The 13,316-nt window shown below is 69.6% G+C and carries 14 protein-coding genes and 3 tRNA genes; 16 read left to right on the plus strand and 1 reads right to left on the minus strand.

Annotated features, from left to right (window positions below; genetic code table 11):
* Positions 1-2 precede the first annotated feature (2 nt).
* The 5 genes from ASF44_RS08210 (at position 3) to ASF44_RS08230 (ending at position 4,935) form a co-directional block, all read left to right on the plus strand.
* Complete coding sequence (locus tag ASF44_RS08210; protein ID WP_056898711.1) at positions 3-377, plus strand: hypothetical protein; 375 nt, start codon at positions 3-5, stop codon at positions 375-377.
* Between the two features lie 28 nt (positions 378-405).
* Positions 406-951 (plus strand): RNA polymerase sigma factor, encoded by a 546-nt coding sequence (locus ASF44_RS08215; RefSeq protein ID WP_082524608.1) that lies wholly within the window; start codon positions 406-408, stop codon positions 949-951.
* 2 nt (positions 952-953) lie between these two features.
* Positions 954-1,763 (plus strand): anti-sigma factor, encoded by an 810-nt coding sequence (locus tag ASF44_RS08220; RefSeq protein WP_056898712.1) that lies wholly within the window; start codon positions 954-956, stop codon positions 1,761-1,763.
* A 64-nt stretch (positions 1,764-1,827) separates the two neighbouring features.
* Positions 1,828-2,532, plus strand: a complete 705-nt coding sequence (locus tag ASF44_RS08225; protein ID WP_056898713.1) for a phosphoglycolate phosphatase — start codon at positions 1,828-1,830, stop codon at positions 2,530-2,532.
* A 219-nt stretch (positions 2,533-2,751) separates the two neighbouring features.
* The gene (locus ASF44_RS08230; RefSeq protein ID WP_056898714.1) at positions 2,752-4,935 is read left to right on the plus strand and encodes a catalase; all 2,184 of its coding nucleotides are present in this window, start codon (positions 2,752-2,754) and stop codon (positions 4,933-4,935) included.
* Positions 4,936-4,965: 30 nt separating this feature from the next.
* Here the strand turns inward: ASF44_RS08230 and ASF44_RS08235 are convergent, their stop codons facing one another.
* Positions 4,966-5,940 carry a chemotaxis protein gene (locus tag ASF44_RS08235; protein ID WP_056898715.1) on the minus strand — a complete coding sequence of 325 codons (975 nt, stop codon included), beginning with the start codon at positions 5,938-5,940 and terminating at the stop codon, positions 4,966-4,968.
* A 372-nt stretch (positions 5,941-6,312) separates the two neighbouring features.
* Between ASF44_RS08235 and trpE the strand changes: the two genes are divergently transcribed.
* From trpE to ASF44_RS08290, 11 genes are all read left to right on the plus strand, one after another.
* The gene (gene trpE, locus ASF44_RS08240) at positions 6,313-7,824 is read left to right on the plus strand and encodes an anthranilate synthase component I (RefSeq protein ID WP_056898716.1); all 1,512 of its coding nucleotides are present in this window, start codon (positions 6,313-6,315) and stop codon (positions 7,822-7,824) included.
* A 6-nt stretch (positions 7,825-7,830) separates the two neighbouring features.
* Positions 7,831-8,403: an aminodeoxychorismate/anthranilate synthase component II gene (locus ASF44_RS08245; protein ID WP_156374393.1), complete on the plus strand. Its 573-nt coding sequence runs from the start codon at positions 7,831-7,833 to the stop codon at positions 8,401-8,403.
* Positions 8,404-8,474: 71 nt separating this feature from the next.
* The gene (ltaE, locus tag ASF44_RS08250; protein WP_056898718.1) at positions 8,475-9,518 is read left to right on the plus strand and encodes a low-specificity L-threonine aldolase; all 1,044 of its coding nucleotides are present in this window, start codon (positions 8,475-8,477) and stop codon (positions 9,516-9,518) included.
* A 10-nt stretch (positions 9,519-9,528) separates the two neighbouring features.
* Positions 9,529-10,179 (plus strand): LysE family translocator, encoded by a 651-nt coding sequence (locus ASF44_RS08255; protein WP_056898719.1) that lies wholly within the window; start codon positions 9,529-9,531, stop codon positions 10,177-10,179.
* 26 nt (positions 10,180-10,205) lie between these two features.
* Positions 10,206-11,237 carry an anthranilate phosphoribosyltransferase gene (gene trpD / locus ASF44_RS08260; protein ID WP_056898720.1) on the plus strand — a complete coding sequence of 344 codons (1,032 nt, stop codon included), beginning with the start codon at positions 10,206-10,208 and terminating at the stop codon, positions 11,235-11,237.
* A gap of 8 nt (positions 11,238-11,245) precedes the next feature.
* Positions 11,246-12,040: an indole-3-glycerol phosphate synthase TrpC gene (gene trpC, locus ASF44_RS08265; protein ID WP_056898721.1), complete on the plus strand. Its 795-nt coding sequence runs from the start codon at positions 11,246-11,248 to the stop codon at positions 12,038-12,040.
* Positions 12,037-12,771 carry a uracil-DNA glycosylase gene (locus tag ASF44_RS08270; protein ID WP_056898722.1) on the plus strand — a complete coding sequence of 245 codons (735 nt, stop codon included), beginning with the start codon at positions 12,037-12,039 and terminating at the stop codon, positions 12,769-12,771. Before trpC ends, ASF44_RS08270 begins: the two co-directional genes overlap by 4 nt.
* Positions 12,772-12,784: 13 nt before the next feature.
* A tRNA-Tyr gene (locus ASF44_RS08275) sits at positions 12,785-12,870 on the plus strand.
* Between the two features lie 97 nt (positions 12,871-12,967).
* A tRNA-Gly gene (locus ASF44_RS08280) sits at positions 12,968-13,041 on the plus strand.
* Positions 13,042-13,072: 31 nt separating this feature from the next.
* Positions 13,073-13,147 (plus strand) — tRNA-Thr (locus ASF44_RS08285).
* Positions 13,148-13,218: 71 nt separating this feature from the next.
* A partial coding sequence (locus ASF44_RS08290) for a GTP-binding protein (RefSeq protein WP_200930575.1) occupies positions 13,219-13,316 on the plus strand: 98 nt, incomplete at its 3' end.

The following is a 13,316-nucleotide window of genomic DNA, read 5'->3' on the forward strand; positions in this document are numbered from 1 at the left end:
CCATGAACACCCGTCTGCTTTCCACCCTCGCCGTGGCCGTTGCTGCCGCTTTCTCGCTGCCGGCCCAGGCCGAGCCCGCCCCGAAGATGGCCGGCGGCATGCTCGTCAACGCCAGCGGCATGACGCTTTACACCTTCGACAGGGACGTGGCCGGCAGCGGTAAGAGCATGTGCAACGGCCCCTGCGCCACGCTGTGGCCGCCCGCCATGGCCGATGCCGACGCCAAGCCCGCCGGCGAGCTGACCGTGGTCACGCGCGACGATGGCGCCAGGCAGTGGGCCTTCAAGGGCAAGCCGGTCTACGCCTATGCGTCCGACAAGAAGGCCGGCGATGTGGCGGGCGACAACTTCAAGGAGGTCTGGCACATCGCCAAGTGAGCGGCCGGACCGCCGACACTTGGCGCCCATGCGCTCCCAGGACGAAGCCGAGATCGTGGCCTGCATCCCCAGCCTGCGCCGCTATGCGCGGGCGCTGCTGGCCGACCGCGACCGGGCCGACGACCTGGTGCAGGACACGCTGGAGCGCGCCTGCGCGCGCCTGGCGTTGTGGCGCCGGCAGGGCGAGGTGCGGGCCTGGCTGTTCGGGATCATGCACAACCAGTTCGTCGACCGCCTGCGCGCCCAGCGCAGCCGGCCCGAAGACAGCGCCGGCGACGCGCTGCCCGAGCAGCCGCAGCGCCCGCTGCAGACCGACGCGCTGGAGCTGCGCGACCTCGAGCGCATCCTGCAGCGCCTGCCGCCCGAGCAGCGCGAGGTGCTGCTGCTGGTGGCGGTCGAGGAGATGAGCTACCTGGAGGTGGCCGGCGCCGTCGGCGTGCCGCTGGGCACCGTGATGTCGCGGCTGTCGCGGGCCCGCGCGCGGCTGCAGGAGGAACTGCAAGGGCCGGATCCCGGGCGTGCGGGCCGCGAGCGCGCGGGCCAGGTGACCGACCGGATCCGGCGCGTGAAATGACCATGGACGATCCCCGAATCCACGCCGTCGGCGCGGGCCAGCCCCCGCCCGTGACCGAAGCCGATCTGCACGCCCATGCCGATGGCCAACTGGCACCCGCGCGGCTGGCGCAGGTCGAGCAGTTCCTGGCCGCGCATCCCGACGCGCAGGCCCACGTGCGCGGCTGGCAGCAGCAGAACGCGCTGCTGCGCGGCCTGCTGGCCCCGGTGCGCGACGAGCCGGTGCCGCCGCGGCTGGCGGTGCGCCCGGCGCGCGCAGCGTTCGCGTGGCGCGCGCTGGCCGCGGGCGTGGCCATCGCCACCGTGAGCGCGGGCGCGGCCTGGTCGTTGCGCGGCATGGTGGACGCGGGCGCGGCGCACGCATTCGCCAGCGGCTCGGCGCTGAGCGGCTTCGCGCAGCGTGCGGCCATCGCGCACGCGGTCTACAGCCCCGACAAGCGGCGCCCCGTGGAAGTGGGCGCCGATCAGGAACAGGCCCTGGTGACCTGGCTCACCCGGCGCATGGGCAGCGAGGTGCGCGCGCCTGCACTGGCGCCACTGGGCTACGCGCTGATCGGCGGGCGGCTGCTGCCCGGGGAGAAGGCCCCGGTGGCGCAGTTCATGTACGGCGCGGCCGATGGCAAGCGGCTGACCTTGTACGTCACGCGCGAGGTGGCCGGTGCCGACGCCGCATTCCGCTTCGGCCAGGACGGCGCGGTCAACGTGTTCTATTGGGTCGAGAACGGCTTCGGCTATGCCATTTCGGCTGACGCCGACCGTGCCGAACTCATGAAGGTCTCGCAGGAGGTCTACCGGCAGTTCAAGCCCGGCTGAAACCACGCGGGACACAATCGCCGGCAAATGCTCCGGCTGGAGCTCCATCGCCCAAGGACCCCGCATGCTGCCCGTTCGCGCCGAACCGTTGCCGACTTCCGTCTCCCCGCTCCGGGCGCCCCTGCAGGCGGCCATCGTCGACCTCGACGGCACCATGGTCGACACGCTCGGCGATTTCAGCGCCGCGCTGGACCGCATGCTGGCCGACCTGGCGCTTCCGGCCGTGCCGGCCGCCGCCGTGGCCGACATGGTGGGCAAGGGCTCGGAGCACCTGATCCGCAGCGTGCTGGCCCGCGTGCAGGCCGACCCCGGCCTGTACGACACGGCCTGGGCCAGCTACCAGCGCCATTACCCGGACGTGAACGGCCGCCATTCGCAGGTCTACCCCGGCGTGGTCGACGGTTTGCAGGCGCTGAAGGCCCGGGGCCTGGCGCTGGCCTGCCTGACCAACAAGCCGACCGGCTTCGCGCGCGCGCTGCTGCGCGACAAGGGGCTGGACGGCTATTTCTCGCACGTCTTCGGCGGCGACGCCTTCCCGCGCAAGAAGCCCGACCCGCTGCCCCTGCTGCGCACCTGCGAGGCCCTGGGCAGTGCGCCCGGCCGCACGCTGATGCTGGGCGATTCCAGCAACGACGCCCAGGCCGCGCGCGCGGCCGGCTGCCCCGTGGTGCTGGTGAGCTATGGCTACAACCATGGCCAGCCGGTGCGCGCGGTGGACGCCGACGGTTGGGTCGATTCGCTGGCCGAAGCCGCCGCGGTGCTGCTGTAGTTGGCTTCCTACCGGTGCTTGCAGGCTGGTCCGACAACGCGCTGCCGCTGGCAACTACCGGCACCGTCACGGTCCGCCCTTAGGCTTGTGCGCATCGTCATTCGCGCACAGGGGAGCAGGTCATGGAAATCGTCGTTTGGGCCGTCGCGGGCATCGTGGGCGTGCTGGGACTTCTGGCCGTGGGCCGTGCCATCGCCTGCTGCGTGGACGCCTGACTCCATGGCGCGCAAGGACGCCAGCGGCGCCAAGGGACAGCGGGCGGGAACCAGCCCCAAGCAACAGCAGATGCAATCCTTCGTGGCGGCCGATGCCACGGCGGCGGCCGGGCTGACCACCAACCAGGGCCTGCGGATCGCGGACAACCACAACTCGCTGAAGGCCGGCGTGCGCGGCCCCACGCTGCTCGAAGACTTCATCCTGCGCGAGAAGATCACGCACTTCGACCACGAGCGCATCCCCGAGCGGGTGGTGCACGCGCGTGGTGCGGGCGCGCATGGCTACTTCCAGCTCTACCGCTCGCTGGCCACCTACACGCGCGCCGCCTTCCTGCAGGACCCGGAGCAGCGCACGCCCGTGTTCGTGCGCTTTTCCACCGTGGCCGGCTCGCGCGGTTCGGCCGACACGGTGCGCGACGTGCGCGGCTTCGCGGTCAAGTTCTACACGTCCGAGGGCAACTACGACCTCGTGGGCAACAACATCCCGGTGTTCTTCATCCAGGACGCGATGAAGTTCCCCGACCTGATCCACGCCGTCAAGCCCGAGCCGCACCACGAGATGCCGCAGGCCGCGAGCGCACACGACACCTTTTGGGACTTCGCCTCGCTGATGCCCGAGACCACCCACATGCTGATGTGGGCCATGTCCGACCGCGCCATCCCGCGCAGCTACCGCATGATGGAAGGCTTTGGCGTGCACACCTTCCGCCTCGTCAACGCGGGCGGCGGCGCGGTGTTCGTCAAGTTCCACTGGAAGCCGCGGCTGGGCGTGCACGGCCTGGCCTGGGACGAGGCGCAGAAGCTGGCCGGCATGGACCCCGATTTCCACCGGCGCGACCTCTGGGAAGCCATCGAGCGTGGCGAGTTTCCCGAATGGGAATTGGGCCTGCAGATCATCGACGAGAGCAAGGCCGACCAGCTGGGCTTCGACATCCTGGACCCGACCAAGCTCGTGCCCGAGGAGATGGTGCCCGTGCAGCGCGTGGGCAAGCTGGTGCTGGACCGCAACCCCGACAACTTCTTCGCCGAGACCGAGCAGGTGGCGTTCCACCCGGGCCACATCGTGCCGGGCATTGACTTCACGAACGACCCGCTGCTGCAGGGCCGGCTGTTCTCCTACACCGACACGCAGCTCTCGCGGCTGGGCGGCCCGAACTTCCACGAGATCCCGATCAACCGGGGTGTCTGTCCGTTCCACAACTTCCAGCGCGACGGCATGCACCGCCAGACGGTGAACCGCGGCCGCGCGGCCTACGAGCCGAACACGCTGGGGCAGGGCGGTGCCGAGTTCCGCGTCGATGGCGGGCCGCAGGGCTTCCAGGAGTTCCAGGCGGCCACGGGCACGCCGCGCATCCGCCAGCGCAGCCCTTCGTTCGACGACCATTTCTCGCAGGCGGCGCTGTTCTGGCACAGCCAGGGCCCGGCCGAAAAAGAGCACATCGTGGCCGCCTTCCGCTTCGAGCTGGCCAAGCTGGAGCACCCCGAGGTGCGCCAGCGCATGGTGGACAACCTGGCCCACGTCGATGCCATGCTGGCGCGCAAGGTGGCGTCGGGCCTGGGCCTCACGCCCGACCCCAAGGCGGCAGCCGGCCGCGCCGGTTTCCGCGAGGCGCGCGGCAAGCTGCCCATCGAGGAATCGGCCGCCCTGCGCATGGCCAGCCAACCCCCTTCGGGCTCGCACCCGCTGGCCACGCGCAAGGTGGCCGTGCTGGTGGCCGACGGGGTGGACACCCAGGGCCTGCGGCCCGTGCTGCAGGCCCTGCAGGACGCCGGTGCGCGCTGCCTCGTGCTGGCGCCGCAGCTGGCCGCGGTGGCCACCGAGAGCGGCCGGCAGTTCGCGGTGGACCACGCGCTGGCGACCATGCCGTCGGTCGTGTTCGATGCGGTGCTGGTGGCCGGCGGCGAACGCAGCGCGCAGGCGCTGGCGGCACTCGGCGCTGCCCACCACTTCGTGCTGGAGGCCTACAAGCACGGCAAGGCGGTCTGTGCGCTGGGACATGGTGCAGCGCTGCTGCGCCTGCTGGACATCACGGCCCAGTCCGATGCCCAGGCGCTCGCCCGGCACCCGGGCGTGGTGCTGGGACGCGGCACGGCCGAGACCGCGCCCGACACGGCCAAGGCGTTCGCCGATGCCATGGGCCGGCACCGGCATTGGGACCGGCCGCTGGCCGAGGCCGTGCCGGGCTGAAGGTGGGGTGTGGGGGCGGCGACCCGCCGGTCAGGCGGCCTGCCTGGCCACCCGCAGCATCTTGCGGATGGTGTCGGCCAACTCTTCGATGACGAACTTGCCCACGTAGGCGTCGGCGCCCACGGTCTTCACGTGGCTTTCGTTCGTGGTGCCCGACAGCGACGAGTGGATCACCACCGGGATCGAGCGAAAGCGTGGGTCCTGCTTGATCTTGCGCGTGAGCGTGAAGCCGTCCATCTCGGGCATCTCCAGGTCGGTCAGCACCAGTGCCACCTTGGAGGAGACCGGCTTGCCTTCGGCCTCGGCCTTGGCGGCCAGGTCCTGCAGCTTGTCCCAGGCTTCGCGGCCCGACTTGGTCATGATGTAAGGCGTGCCCAGCGTCGACAAGCCCTTCTCGATGAGCGAGCGGGCGATCAGCGAGTCGTCGGCCGCCAGGATCACCGAACCCTGCGGCAGGCTCACGCGCGGGCCGACGGCCTCGTCCGTGATCTCCGGGCCGACAGGGGGCATCACCGTGCGCAGGATCTGCTCCACGTCCAGCACCTGGGCCAGGCGCGTGTTGTGCACGTCGCCATCGAGCCGGGCGATGCTGGTGATCAGGCCGCCGGCCGAGGTGTTGGCTTCGGCCGAGAGCACCTGGTTCCAGTCCAGGCGCACGATCTCGTCCACCTCCTCGACGGCGAAGCCCTGGGTGGTGCGCGCGTACTCGGTCACCAGCAGGATGTTCAGGCCGGTCTGCGGCACGCAGCCCACCGCCGCCGGCAGGTTGATGACCGGGATCACCTGTCCGCGGATGTTGGTCACGCCCATCATGTGGGCGGTGGAGTTGGCCACGGCCGTCACGGTGGGCATGACCATGATCTCGCGCACCTTGAAGACGTTGATGCCGAACAGCTCGCGGTGCTGGGAATTGGGCGTGGCGCCGAGGCGAAACAGCAGCAGCTCGAACTTGTTGCTCGTCGTGAGGTTGGTGCGCTCGTCGACTTCTTTTTGTACCGTGCTCATGACAAATATTCCCCTGAACCCGTTACTGGGCTGAACAATTGTGGGTGCACGGTGAGGGCCGGTCAACATCAGCCGCCAACTGGTCGCCATCGGCCGCCAAGCGGCATCCGTACGTCGTCTGCGTGTGTGTCTTTGCTACACTCGCCGCCCATGTCCGCTCACAGCACCACGACATCAGGCGCAGGCCGGGGAGCCTGGCCCTGGCGTAAGCCAACGACAAGCCGCACCTGATTGCACGGCGCATTGCCGTGCGCCCGTGCCCTTCGCCTGTGCCGCTGCACCCGCCAAGGGCTTGAATGAACGAAGGCAGCACCCCGCTGCCGCCGGGACGCACACCCCACCAGCGCCCGGCGTGACCTTCGAAAGCACGCTGTGATCACTGAACTCGAATTCAAGAGCCTGTCCAAGGACGGCTACAACCGCATTCCCATGATCGTCGAGGCCTTCGCGGACCTCGAAACCCCGCTCTCGCTGTACCTCAAGCTGGCCTATTCCAACGGACCGCAGGGCGGGGGCAAGTTCAGCTTCCTGCTCGAATCCGTCGTCGGCGGCGAGCGCTTCGGCCGCTACAGCTTCATCGGCCTGCCGGCGCGCACGCTGCTGCGCGCCAGCGGCTTCGGCGCCAACGCGCGCACCGAGGTCGTGACCGACGGCCAGGTGGTCGAGACCGCCGCAGGCAACCCGCTGGACTTCATCGAGGCCTACCAGAAGCGCTTCAAGGTCGCGCTGCGGCCCGGGCTGCCGCGCTTTTGCGGCGGCCTGGCCGGTTACTTCGGCTACGACGCGGTGCGCTACATGGAGAAAAAGCTCGAGAACAGCTGCCCGCCCGACCTGCTGGGCTGCCCCGACATCCTGCTGCTGCAGTGCGAGGAGCTGGCCGTCATCGACAACCTGTCGGGCAAGCTCTACCTGATCGTGTATGCGGACCCCAGGCAGCCCGAGGCCTATGCCAGCGCCAAGCGCCGGCTGCGCGAGCTCAAGGACAAGCTGCGCTACTCGGTCAGCGCGCCGCGGGTGTCGGCCACGCAGGCGCACCCGGCCGAGCGGCCGTTCGCCAAGGCGGCCTACTTGAAGGCTGTGGAAGAGGCCAAGGAGCTGATCGCCGCCGGCGACTTCATGCAGGTGCAGGTGGGCCAGCGCATCAGCAAGCGCTACACCGAGTCGCCGCTGTCGCTGTACCGCGCGCTGCGCTCGCTGAACCCCAGCCCCTACATGTACTACTACGACATGGGCGACCACCATGTCGTGGGCGCCTCGCCCGAGATCCTGGTGCGCCAGGAGGTCACCGAGGCCGGCGAGCAGAAGGTCACCATCCGCCCGCTGGCCGGCACGCGGCCGCGCGGCGCCTCCATCGAGCAGGACAAGGCGGCCGAGGTCGAACTGGTCAACGACCCCAAGGAGCGCGCCGAGCACGTGATGCTGATCGACCTGGCACGCAACGACATCGGCCGCATCGCCAAGACCGGTACGGTCAAGGTGACCGAGGCGTTTGCCGTGGAGCGCTACAGCCACGTGATGCACATCGTCAGCAACGTTGAGGGCATCCTCAAGGACGGCATGACCAACATGGACGTGCTGCGCGCCACCTTCCCGGCCGGCACGCTGACCGGCGCGCCCAAGGTGCATGCGATGGAGCTCATCGACAAGCTGGAGCCGACCAAGCGCGGCCTGTACGGCGGCGCTTGCGGCTACATCAGCTACGCGGGCGACATGGACGTGGCCATCGCCATCCGCACCGGCGTGATCAAGGACCAGACGCTGCACGTGCAGGCTGCGGCCGGCGTGGTGGCCGACTCGGTGCCCGAGCTGGAATGGAAGGAAACGGAAGCCAAGGCGCGCGCGCTGATGCGCGCGAGCGAACTCGTCGAAGAAGGTCTGGAGTAAATCGCCATGGCAAAACTTTTGATGGTCGACAACTACGACAGCTTCACCTTCAACCTGGTGCAGTACTTCGGCGAGCTGGGTGCCGAGGTGGAGGTGTTCCGCAACGACGAGATCGACATCGCCGGCGTGGCCGCGCGCAAGCCAGACCTGTTGGTGATCTCGCCCGGCCCGTGCTCGCCGGCCGAGGCCGGCATCTCGGTCGAGGCGATCCGGCATTTCGCGGGCAAGCTGCCCATCCTGGGCGTGTGCCTCGGGCACCAGAGCATCGGCGCGGCCTTCGGCGGCACCATCGTGCGCGCGCAGCAGCTCATGCACGGCAAGACCAGCGAGATCACGACCACGCGCGAGGGTGTGTTCGCCGACCTGCCCGAGCGCTTCACGGTCAACCGCTACCACTCGCTGGCGATCGCGCGCGACAACTGTCCATCGGCGCTGGCCGTGACGGCCCGCACCGAGGATGGCGAGATCATGGGCGTGCGGCACAAGGAGCTGCCGATCCAGGGCGTGCAGTTCCATCCGGAGTCGATCCTGACCGAGCATGGGCACGCGATGCTGCGCAACTTCCTGGAGCAGAAGTGAGGCCCGCCGCCGGGCCGGCCCAAGGCGGGCCAGCCCCCTCGGGGGGCAGCGAAGCTCGCGCAGCGGGGAGCGTGGGCGCTAGTTCGGTCGTCGACCTGCGTAGCGACACGGTCACGCGGCCTACGCAAGCCATGCGTGAGGCCATGCTGGCCGCGCCGCTCGGCGACGACGTGTTCGGCGACGACCCGACCGTGCAGGCGCTGCAGGAGCGCATCGCGGGCCTGCTGGGCTTCGAGGCTGCGCTGTTCGTGCCCAGCGGCACACAGAGCAACCTGTGCGCGATCCTGGCGCACTGCGGCCGTGGCGACGAGTACATCGTCGGCCAGATGCAGCACTGCTACCGTTGGGAGGCCGGCGGCGCCGCCGTGCTGGGCAGCGTGCAGCCGCAGCCCATCGCGCATGCGGCCGACGGCACGCTGCCGCTGGCGGACATCGAAGCGGCGATCAAGCCCGACGACGCGCACTTCGCGCGCACGCGGCTGCTGGCGCTCGAGAACACGCTGGGCGGCCAGTTGCTGCCCTTCGACTATGTGCAGGCCGCCACACGACTGGCGGCAGACAAAGGCCTGGCGCGGCACCTGGACGGCGCGCGGCTGTTCAATGCCGCCACGGCACAAGGTGCGGACGCCTACGCCGAGGCCCGGCGCATCGCGCAGTGCTTCGACAGCGTTTCGGTCTGCTTCAGCAAGGGCCTGGGCGCGCCGGTCGGTTCTGCCCTGTGCGGCTCGCGCGGGTTCATCGCGCGCGCGCACCGCATCCGCAAGATGGCCGGCGGCGGCATGCGCCAGGCCGGCCTGCTGGCGGCCGCAGCGCTGCATGCGCTGGACCACCATGTCGTGCGCCTGGCCGACGACCACGCGCTGGCGCGCCGGCTGGCCGAGGGCCTGGCGGGCATCGATGGCGTGCAGGCCCAGGCGCCGCACAGCAACATCGTGTTCGCCACGCTGAGCGGCAGGGCGCGCGAACGCGGCGCGGGGCTGCTGCCTTACCTGGCCGGACGCGGCATCCTGGCCACGGGCCTGTACCAGCTGCGCTTCGTGACCCACCTGGACGTGGATGCCGCCGGCGTGGACCGGGCCGTGGCCGCCGTGCGCGATTACTTTGCGCAGGCATGAGGCGCCGCACATGCCCGACTCCCACCAACTGCTGCTCTTCATCGCGGCCGGCTGGCTGCTGAACCTCACGCCGGGGCCCGACGTGCTGTGCATCGTGCGCCATGCGCTGCGCGGCGGCGCGCGCGCCGGCATCCTGGCCGGGCTGGGTGTCACGGCCGGCTGCTTCGTGCACATCGCCGCGGCAGCCGTCGGCGTGGGGGCGCTGCTGGCCACCTCGGCCGCGGCCTTCAACGTGCTGAAGTGGGTGGGCGCCGCCTACCTGGCGTACACCGGCCTGCGGCTGCTGTTGGCGCGGGCGCCGGCCAGTCCGCTGGCGCAGCGCGCACCCGCCGCGCCGCCCATGGCCCTGCGCCGCGTGTTCGTCGACGGCTTCTGGACCAATGTGCTGAACCCCAAGGTGGCGCTGTTCTTCCTGGCCTTCGTGCCGCAGTTCATCGCACCGGGCACCACGGACGCGGCCAGGGTGTTCGTGCTGCTGGGCGTGCTGTTCAACCTCAACGCCATTCCCGTCAACGTCGGCTGGGCGCTGGCCGCCGCCTGGATGGCGCGGCGCGCATCCGTGCAGCGTGGCCTGGCCTGGCTGGACCGCGCGGCCGGCATCCTGTTCATCGGTTTCGGGCTGCGGCTCGCCTGGGCCGACGGCCCGGCAGCGCAGCGCTGAAGCCCCAACCTCCCGGAGACTTTCCCATGATCACCCCCCAGGAAGCGCTGCAGCGCACCATCGAGCACCGCGAGATCTTCCACGACGAGATGCTGCACATCATGCGGCTCATCATGCGCGGCGAGTGCTCGCCCGTCATGATGGCGGCGCTGATCACCGGCCTGCGCGTAAAGAAGGAAACCATCGGCGAGATCACGGCCGCGGCGCAGGTGATGCGCGAGTTCGCCACCAGGGTGCATGTGCCCGACAGCCGCCACCTGGTCGACATCGTCGGCACCGGCGGCGACGGTTCGCACACCTTCAACATCTCGACCTGCTCGATGTTCGTGGCGGCCGCGGCCGGCGCCAAGGTCAGCAAGCACGGCGGGCGCAGCGTGTCTAGCAAGTCCGGCAGCGCCGACGTGCTGGAGGCGCTGGGCGTGGACATCATGCGCACGCCCGAACAGATCGCGCAGTGCATCGCCGAGGTCGGCATCGGCTTCATGTTCGCGCCCAACCACCACCCTGCCATGAAGAACGTGGGACCGGTGCGCAAGGAACTGGGCGTGCGCACCATCTTCAACATCCTCGGGCCGCTGACGAATCCGGCATCGGCGCCCAACATCCTGATGGGCGTGTTCCACCCCGACCTGGTCGGCATCCAGGTGCGTGCGCTGCAGCGCCTGGGCGCCGAGCATGCGCTGGTGGTCTACGGCAAGGACGGCATGGACGAGGTCAGCCTGGGCGCGGCCACCCTGGTCGGCGAGCTCAAGGATGGCGAAGTGCGCGAGTACGAGATCCACCCGGAGGACTTCGGCCTGGCCATGGTCAGCAACCGCGCGCTGCGCGTGGAAACGCCGCAGCAGTCGCAGGCCATGCTGCGCGCCGTGCTCGACGGCGAGCACGGCCCGGCCTACGACATCGTGGTGCTGAACGCCGGTGCCGCGCTGTACGCGGCCAATGTCTGCACGTCCATCGCCGACGGCCTGGCGGCTGCACGCCAGGCCATCGCATCGGGCGCGGCCCGGGCCAAGCTGGCCCAGTTCGCGGCCCTCACCCAATCGCTCGCAAGCGCCTGAGAAACACCATGTCCGAAGACATCCTGAAGAAGATCGTAGCCGTTAAGCACGAGGAACTGTCCCTTGCCAAGGGCCGCAAGCCGCTGGCCGAGGTGCGCGAGGACGCCGAGTCGCGCGTGCTCACGCGCGACTTCGTCGGCGCACTGCGCGCCAAGGTCGCGGCCGGCCAGGCTGCGGTGATCGCCGAGGTCAAGAAGGCCAGCCCGTCCAAGGGCGTGCTGCGCGAAGAATTCATCCCGGCCGACATCGCCCAGAGCTATGCCGAATACGGTGCGGCCTGCCTATCTGTGCTGACCGACCGCCAGTTCTTCCAGGGCAGCGTGGATTACCTGAAGCAGGCGCGCGCGTCCTGCCAGCTGCCGGTGCTGCGCAAGGACTTCATGGTCGATCCGTACCAGATCTACGAGTCGCGCGCCATGGGCGCCGACTGCGTGCTGCTGATCGCCGCCATCCTGGACGACGCGCAGATGGCCGAGTTCGAGGCCATCGCCGGGCACCTGGGCATGGCGGTGCTGGTCGAGGTGCACGACGCGGCCGAGATGGCGCGTGCGCTCAAGCTCAAGACGCCGCTGATCGGCGTCAACAACCGCAACCTGCGCACCTTCGAGGTCTCGCTGCAGACCACGCTGGACCTGCAGGCCGCCGTGCCGGCGGACCGGTTGCTCGTGACCGAAAGCGGCATCCTGCAGCCGGCCGACGTGCAGCGCATGCGCACGGCCGGCGTGCATGCCTTCCTGGTGGGCGAGGCCTTCATGCGCGCGGCCGAGCCGGGCGAGGCGCTGGCGCAGCTGTTCGGGGCATGACGGCGTTCGGCCCCGTCGCGCCCGGCTGGCAGCCCGCGGTCGACGCCTTCGCCGAAACTGCCGAAGGCCGCCGGTTGCAGGATTTCCTGGCCGCGCGCAAGGCCGCAGGCGCGGTGATCTACCCGCCCGAGCCCCTGCGCGCGCTGCGGCTCACGCCACCCGAGCGCGTGCACGCCGTGGTCCTGGGGCAGGACCCCTACCATGGCCCCGGCCAGGCCGAGGGGCTGGCGTTCTCGGTCGCGCCCGGCGTGCGGCTGCCGCCCTCGCTGCGCAACATCTTCAAGGAACTGCAGCGAGACCTGGGCCACCCCATGCCGACCAGCGGCTCGCTGGCCGAATGGGCTGCGCAAGGCGTGCTGCTGCTCAACACCAGCCTGACGGTGGAGGACGGGCAGGCCGCCAGCCATGCGAAGAAGGGCTGGGAGGTGCTGACCGATGCGCTGATCGCTCAGGTGGCCGCCACGGCCTCGCCCTGCGTCTACCTGCTCTGGGGCGCCCACGCGCAAGCCAAGGCGCCACTCATCGAGCGCACGGCCCGGGCCGCGGGCCGCGAGGCGCTGGTGCTGATGGCCAACCATCCGTCGCCGCTGTCGGCGCTGCGGCCGCCCGTGCCTTTCATCGGCTGCGGCCACTTCGGCCAGGCCGGCCGCTGGCTTGCCGAGCGCGGGCATCCGATCGATTGGTGCCTGTCCGCCACAGCGGATGTGCAACGTCAAAAAGTTCTGCTATAGTCCTGAGTTCGCTGGAGAGGTGGCCGAGTGGTTAATGGCAGCAGACTGTAAATCTGCCCTCTTACGAGTACGCTGGTTCGAATCCAGCCCTCTCCACCAGCAGTTTTGAAGTTGGGTTGTTGATCGATCAGGTGTTGCGGAGTGTTGCGAAAGCGCATCGTCTGTCGCAGATCCTTCGGGTGGCGGCAAGCGCGAGGCGGGAGTAGTTCAATGGTAGAACCCTAGCCTTCCAAGCTAATGACGCGGGTTCGATTCCCGTCTCCCGCTCCAGCAGGCACCGATCGTCATCGAAAGTTTGAGCGCCCTTTTGGCTCAGTGGTAGAGCACTCCCTTGGTAAGGGAGAGGTCGCGGGTCCGATTCCCGCAAAGGGCACCATGATTCCCGGCACTCCGAATGGAGTGCCGGGCGCTTGGCTAGTTGGAACGTATTTTTTTCGGAGTCGAAACATGGCAAAAGAGAAATTCGCGCGGACCAAGCCGCACGTGAACGTCGGCACGATCGGCCACGTGGACCACGGCAAGACCACGCTGACGGCAGCGATCAC

Origin of the sequence: Pseudorhodoferax sp. Leaf274 (assembly GCF_001422445.1) — a bacterium.
In the GTDB taxonomy this organism is placed as follows: Bacteria; Pseudomonadota; Gammaproteobacteria; order Burkholderiales; family Burkholderiaceae_C; genus Pseudorhodoferax.

What these genes read in the sequence shown, in the direction of transcription:
- ASF44_RS08210 (WP_056898711.1), top strand. Translation starts at nt 3, where the DNA reads ATGAACACCCGTCTGCTTTCCACCCTCGCCGTGGCCGTTGCTGCCGCT.
- ASF44_RS08215 (WP_082524608.1), top strand. Translation starts at nt 406, where the DNA reads ATGCGCTCCCAGGACGAAGCCGAGATCGTGGCCTGCATCCCCAGCCTG.
- ASF44_RS08220 (WP_056898712.1), top strand. Translation starts at nt 954, where the DNA reads ATGGACGATCCCCGAATCCACGCCGTCGGCGCGGGCCAGCCCCCGCCC.
- ASF44_RS08225 (WP_056898713.1), top strand. Translation starts at nt 1,828, where the DNA reads ATGCTGCCCGTTCGCGCCGAACCGTTGCCGACTTCCGTCTCCCCGCTC.
- ASF44_RS08230 (WP_056898714.1), top strand. Translation starts at nt 2,752, where the DNA reads ATGGCGCGCAAGGACGCCAGCGGCGCCAAGGGACAGCGGGCGGGAACC.
- ASF44_RS08235 (WP_056898715.1), bottom strand. Translation starts at nt 5,940, where the DNA reads ATGAGCACGGTACAAAAAGAAGTCGACGAGCGCACCAACCTCACGACG.
- ASF44_RS08245 (WP_156374393.1), top strand. Translation starts at nt 7,831, where the DNA reads ATGGCAAAACTTTTGATGGTCGACAACTACGACAGCTTCACCTTCAAC.
- ASF44_RS08255 (WP_056898719.1), top strand. Translation starts at nt 9,529, where the DNA reads ATGCCCGACTCCCACCAACTGCTGCTCTTCATCGCGGCCGGCTGGCTG.
- trpD (WP_056898720.1), top strand. Translation starts at nt 10,206, where the DNA reads ATGATCACCCCCCAGGAAGCGCTGCAGCGCACCATCGAGCACCGCGAG.
- trpC (WP_056898721.1), top strand. Translation starts at nt 11,246, where the DNA reads ATGTCCGAAGACATCCTGAAGAAGATCGTAGCCGTTAAGCACGAGGAA.
- ASF44_RS08270 (WP_056898722.1), top strand. Translation starts at nt 12,037, where the DNA reads ATGACGGCGTTCGGCCCCGTCGCGCCCGGCTGGCAGCCCGCGGTCGAC.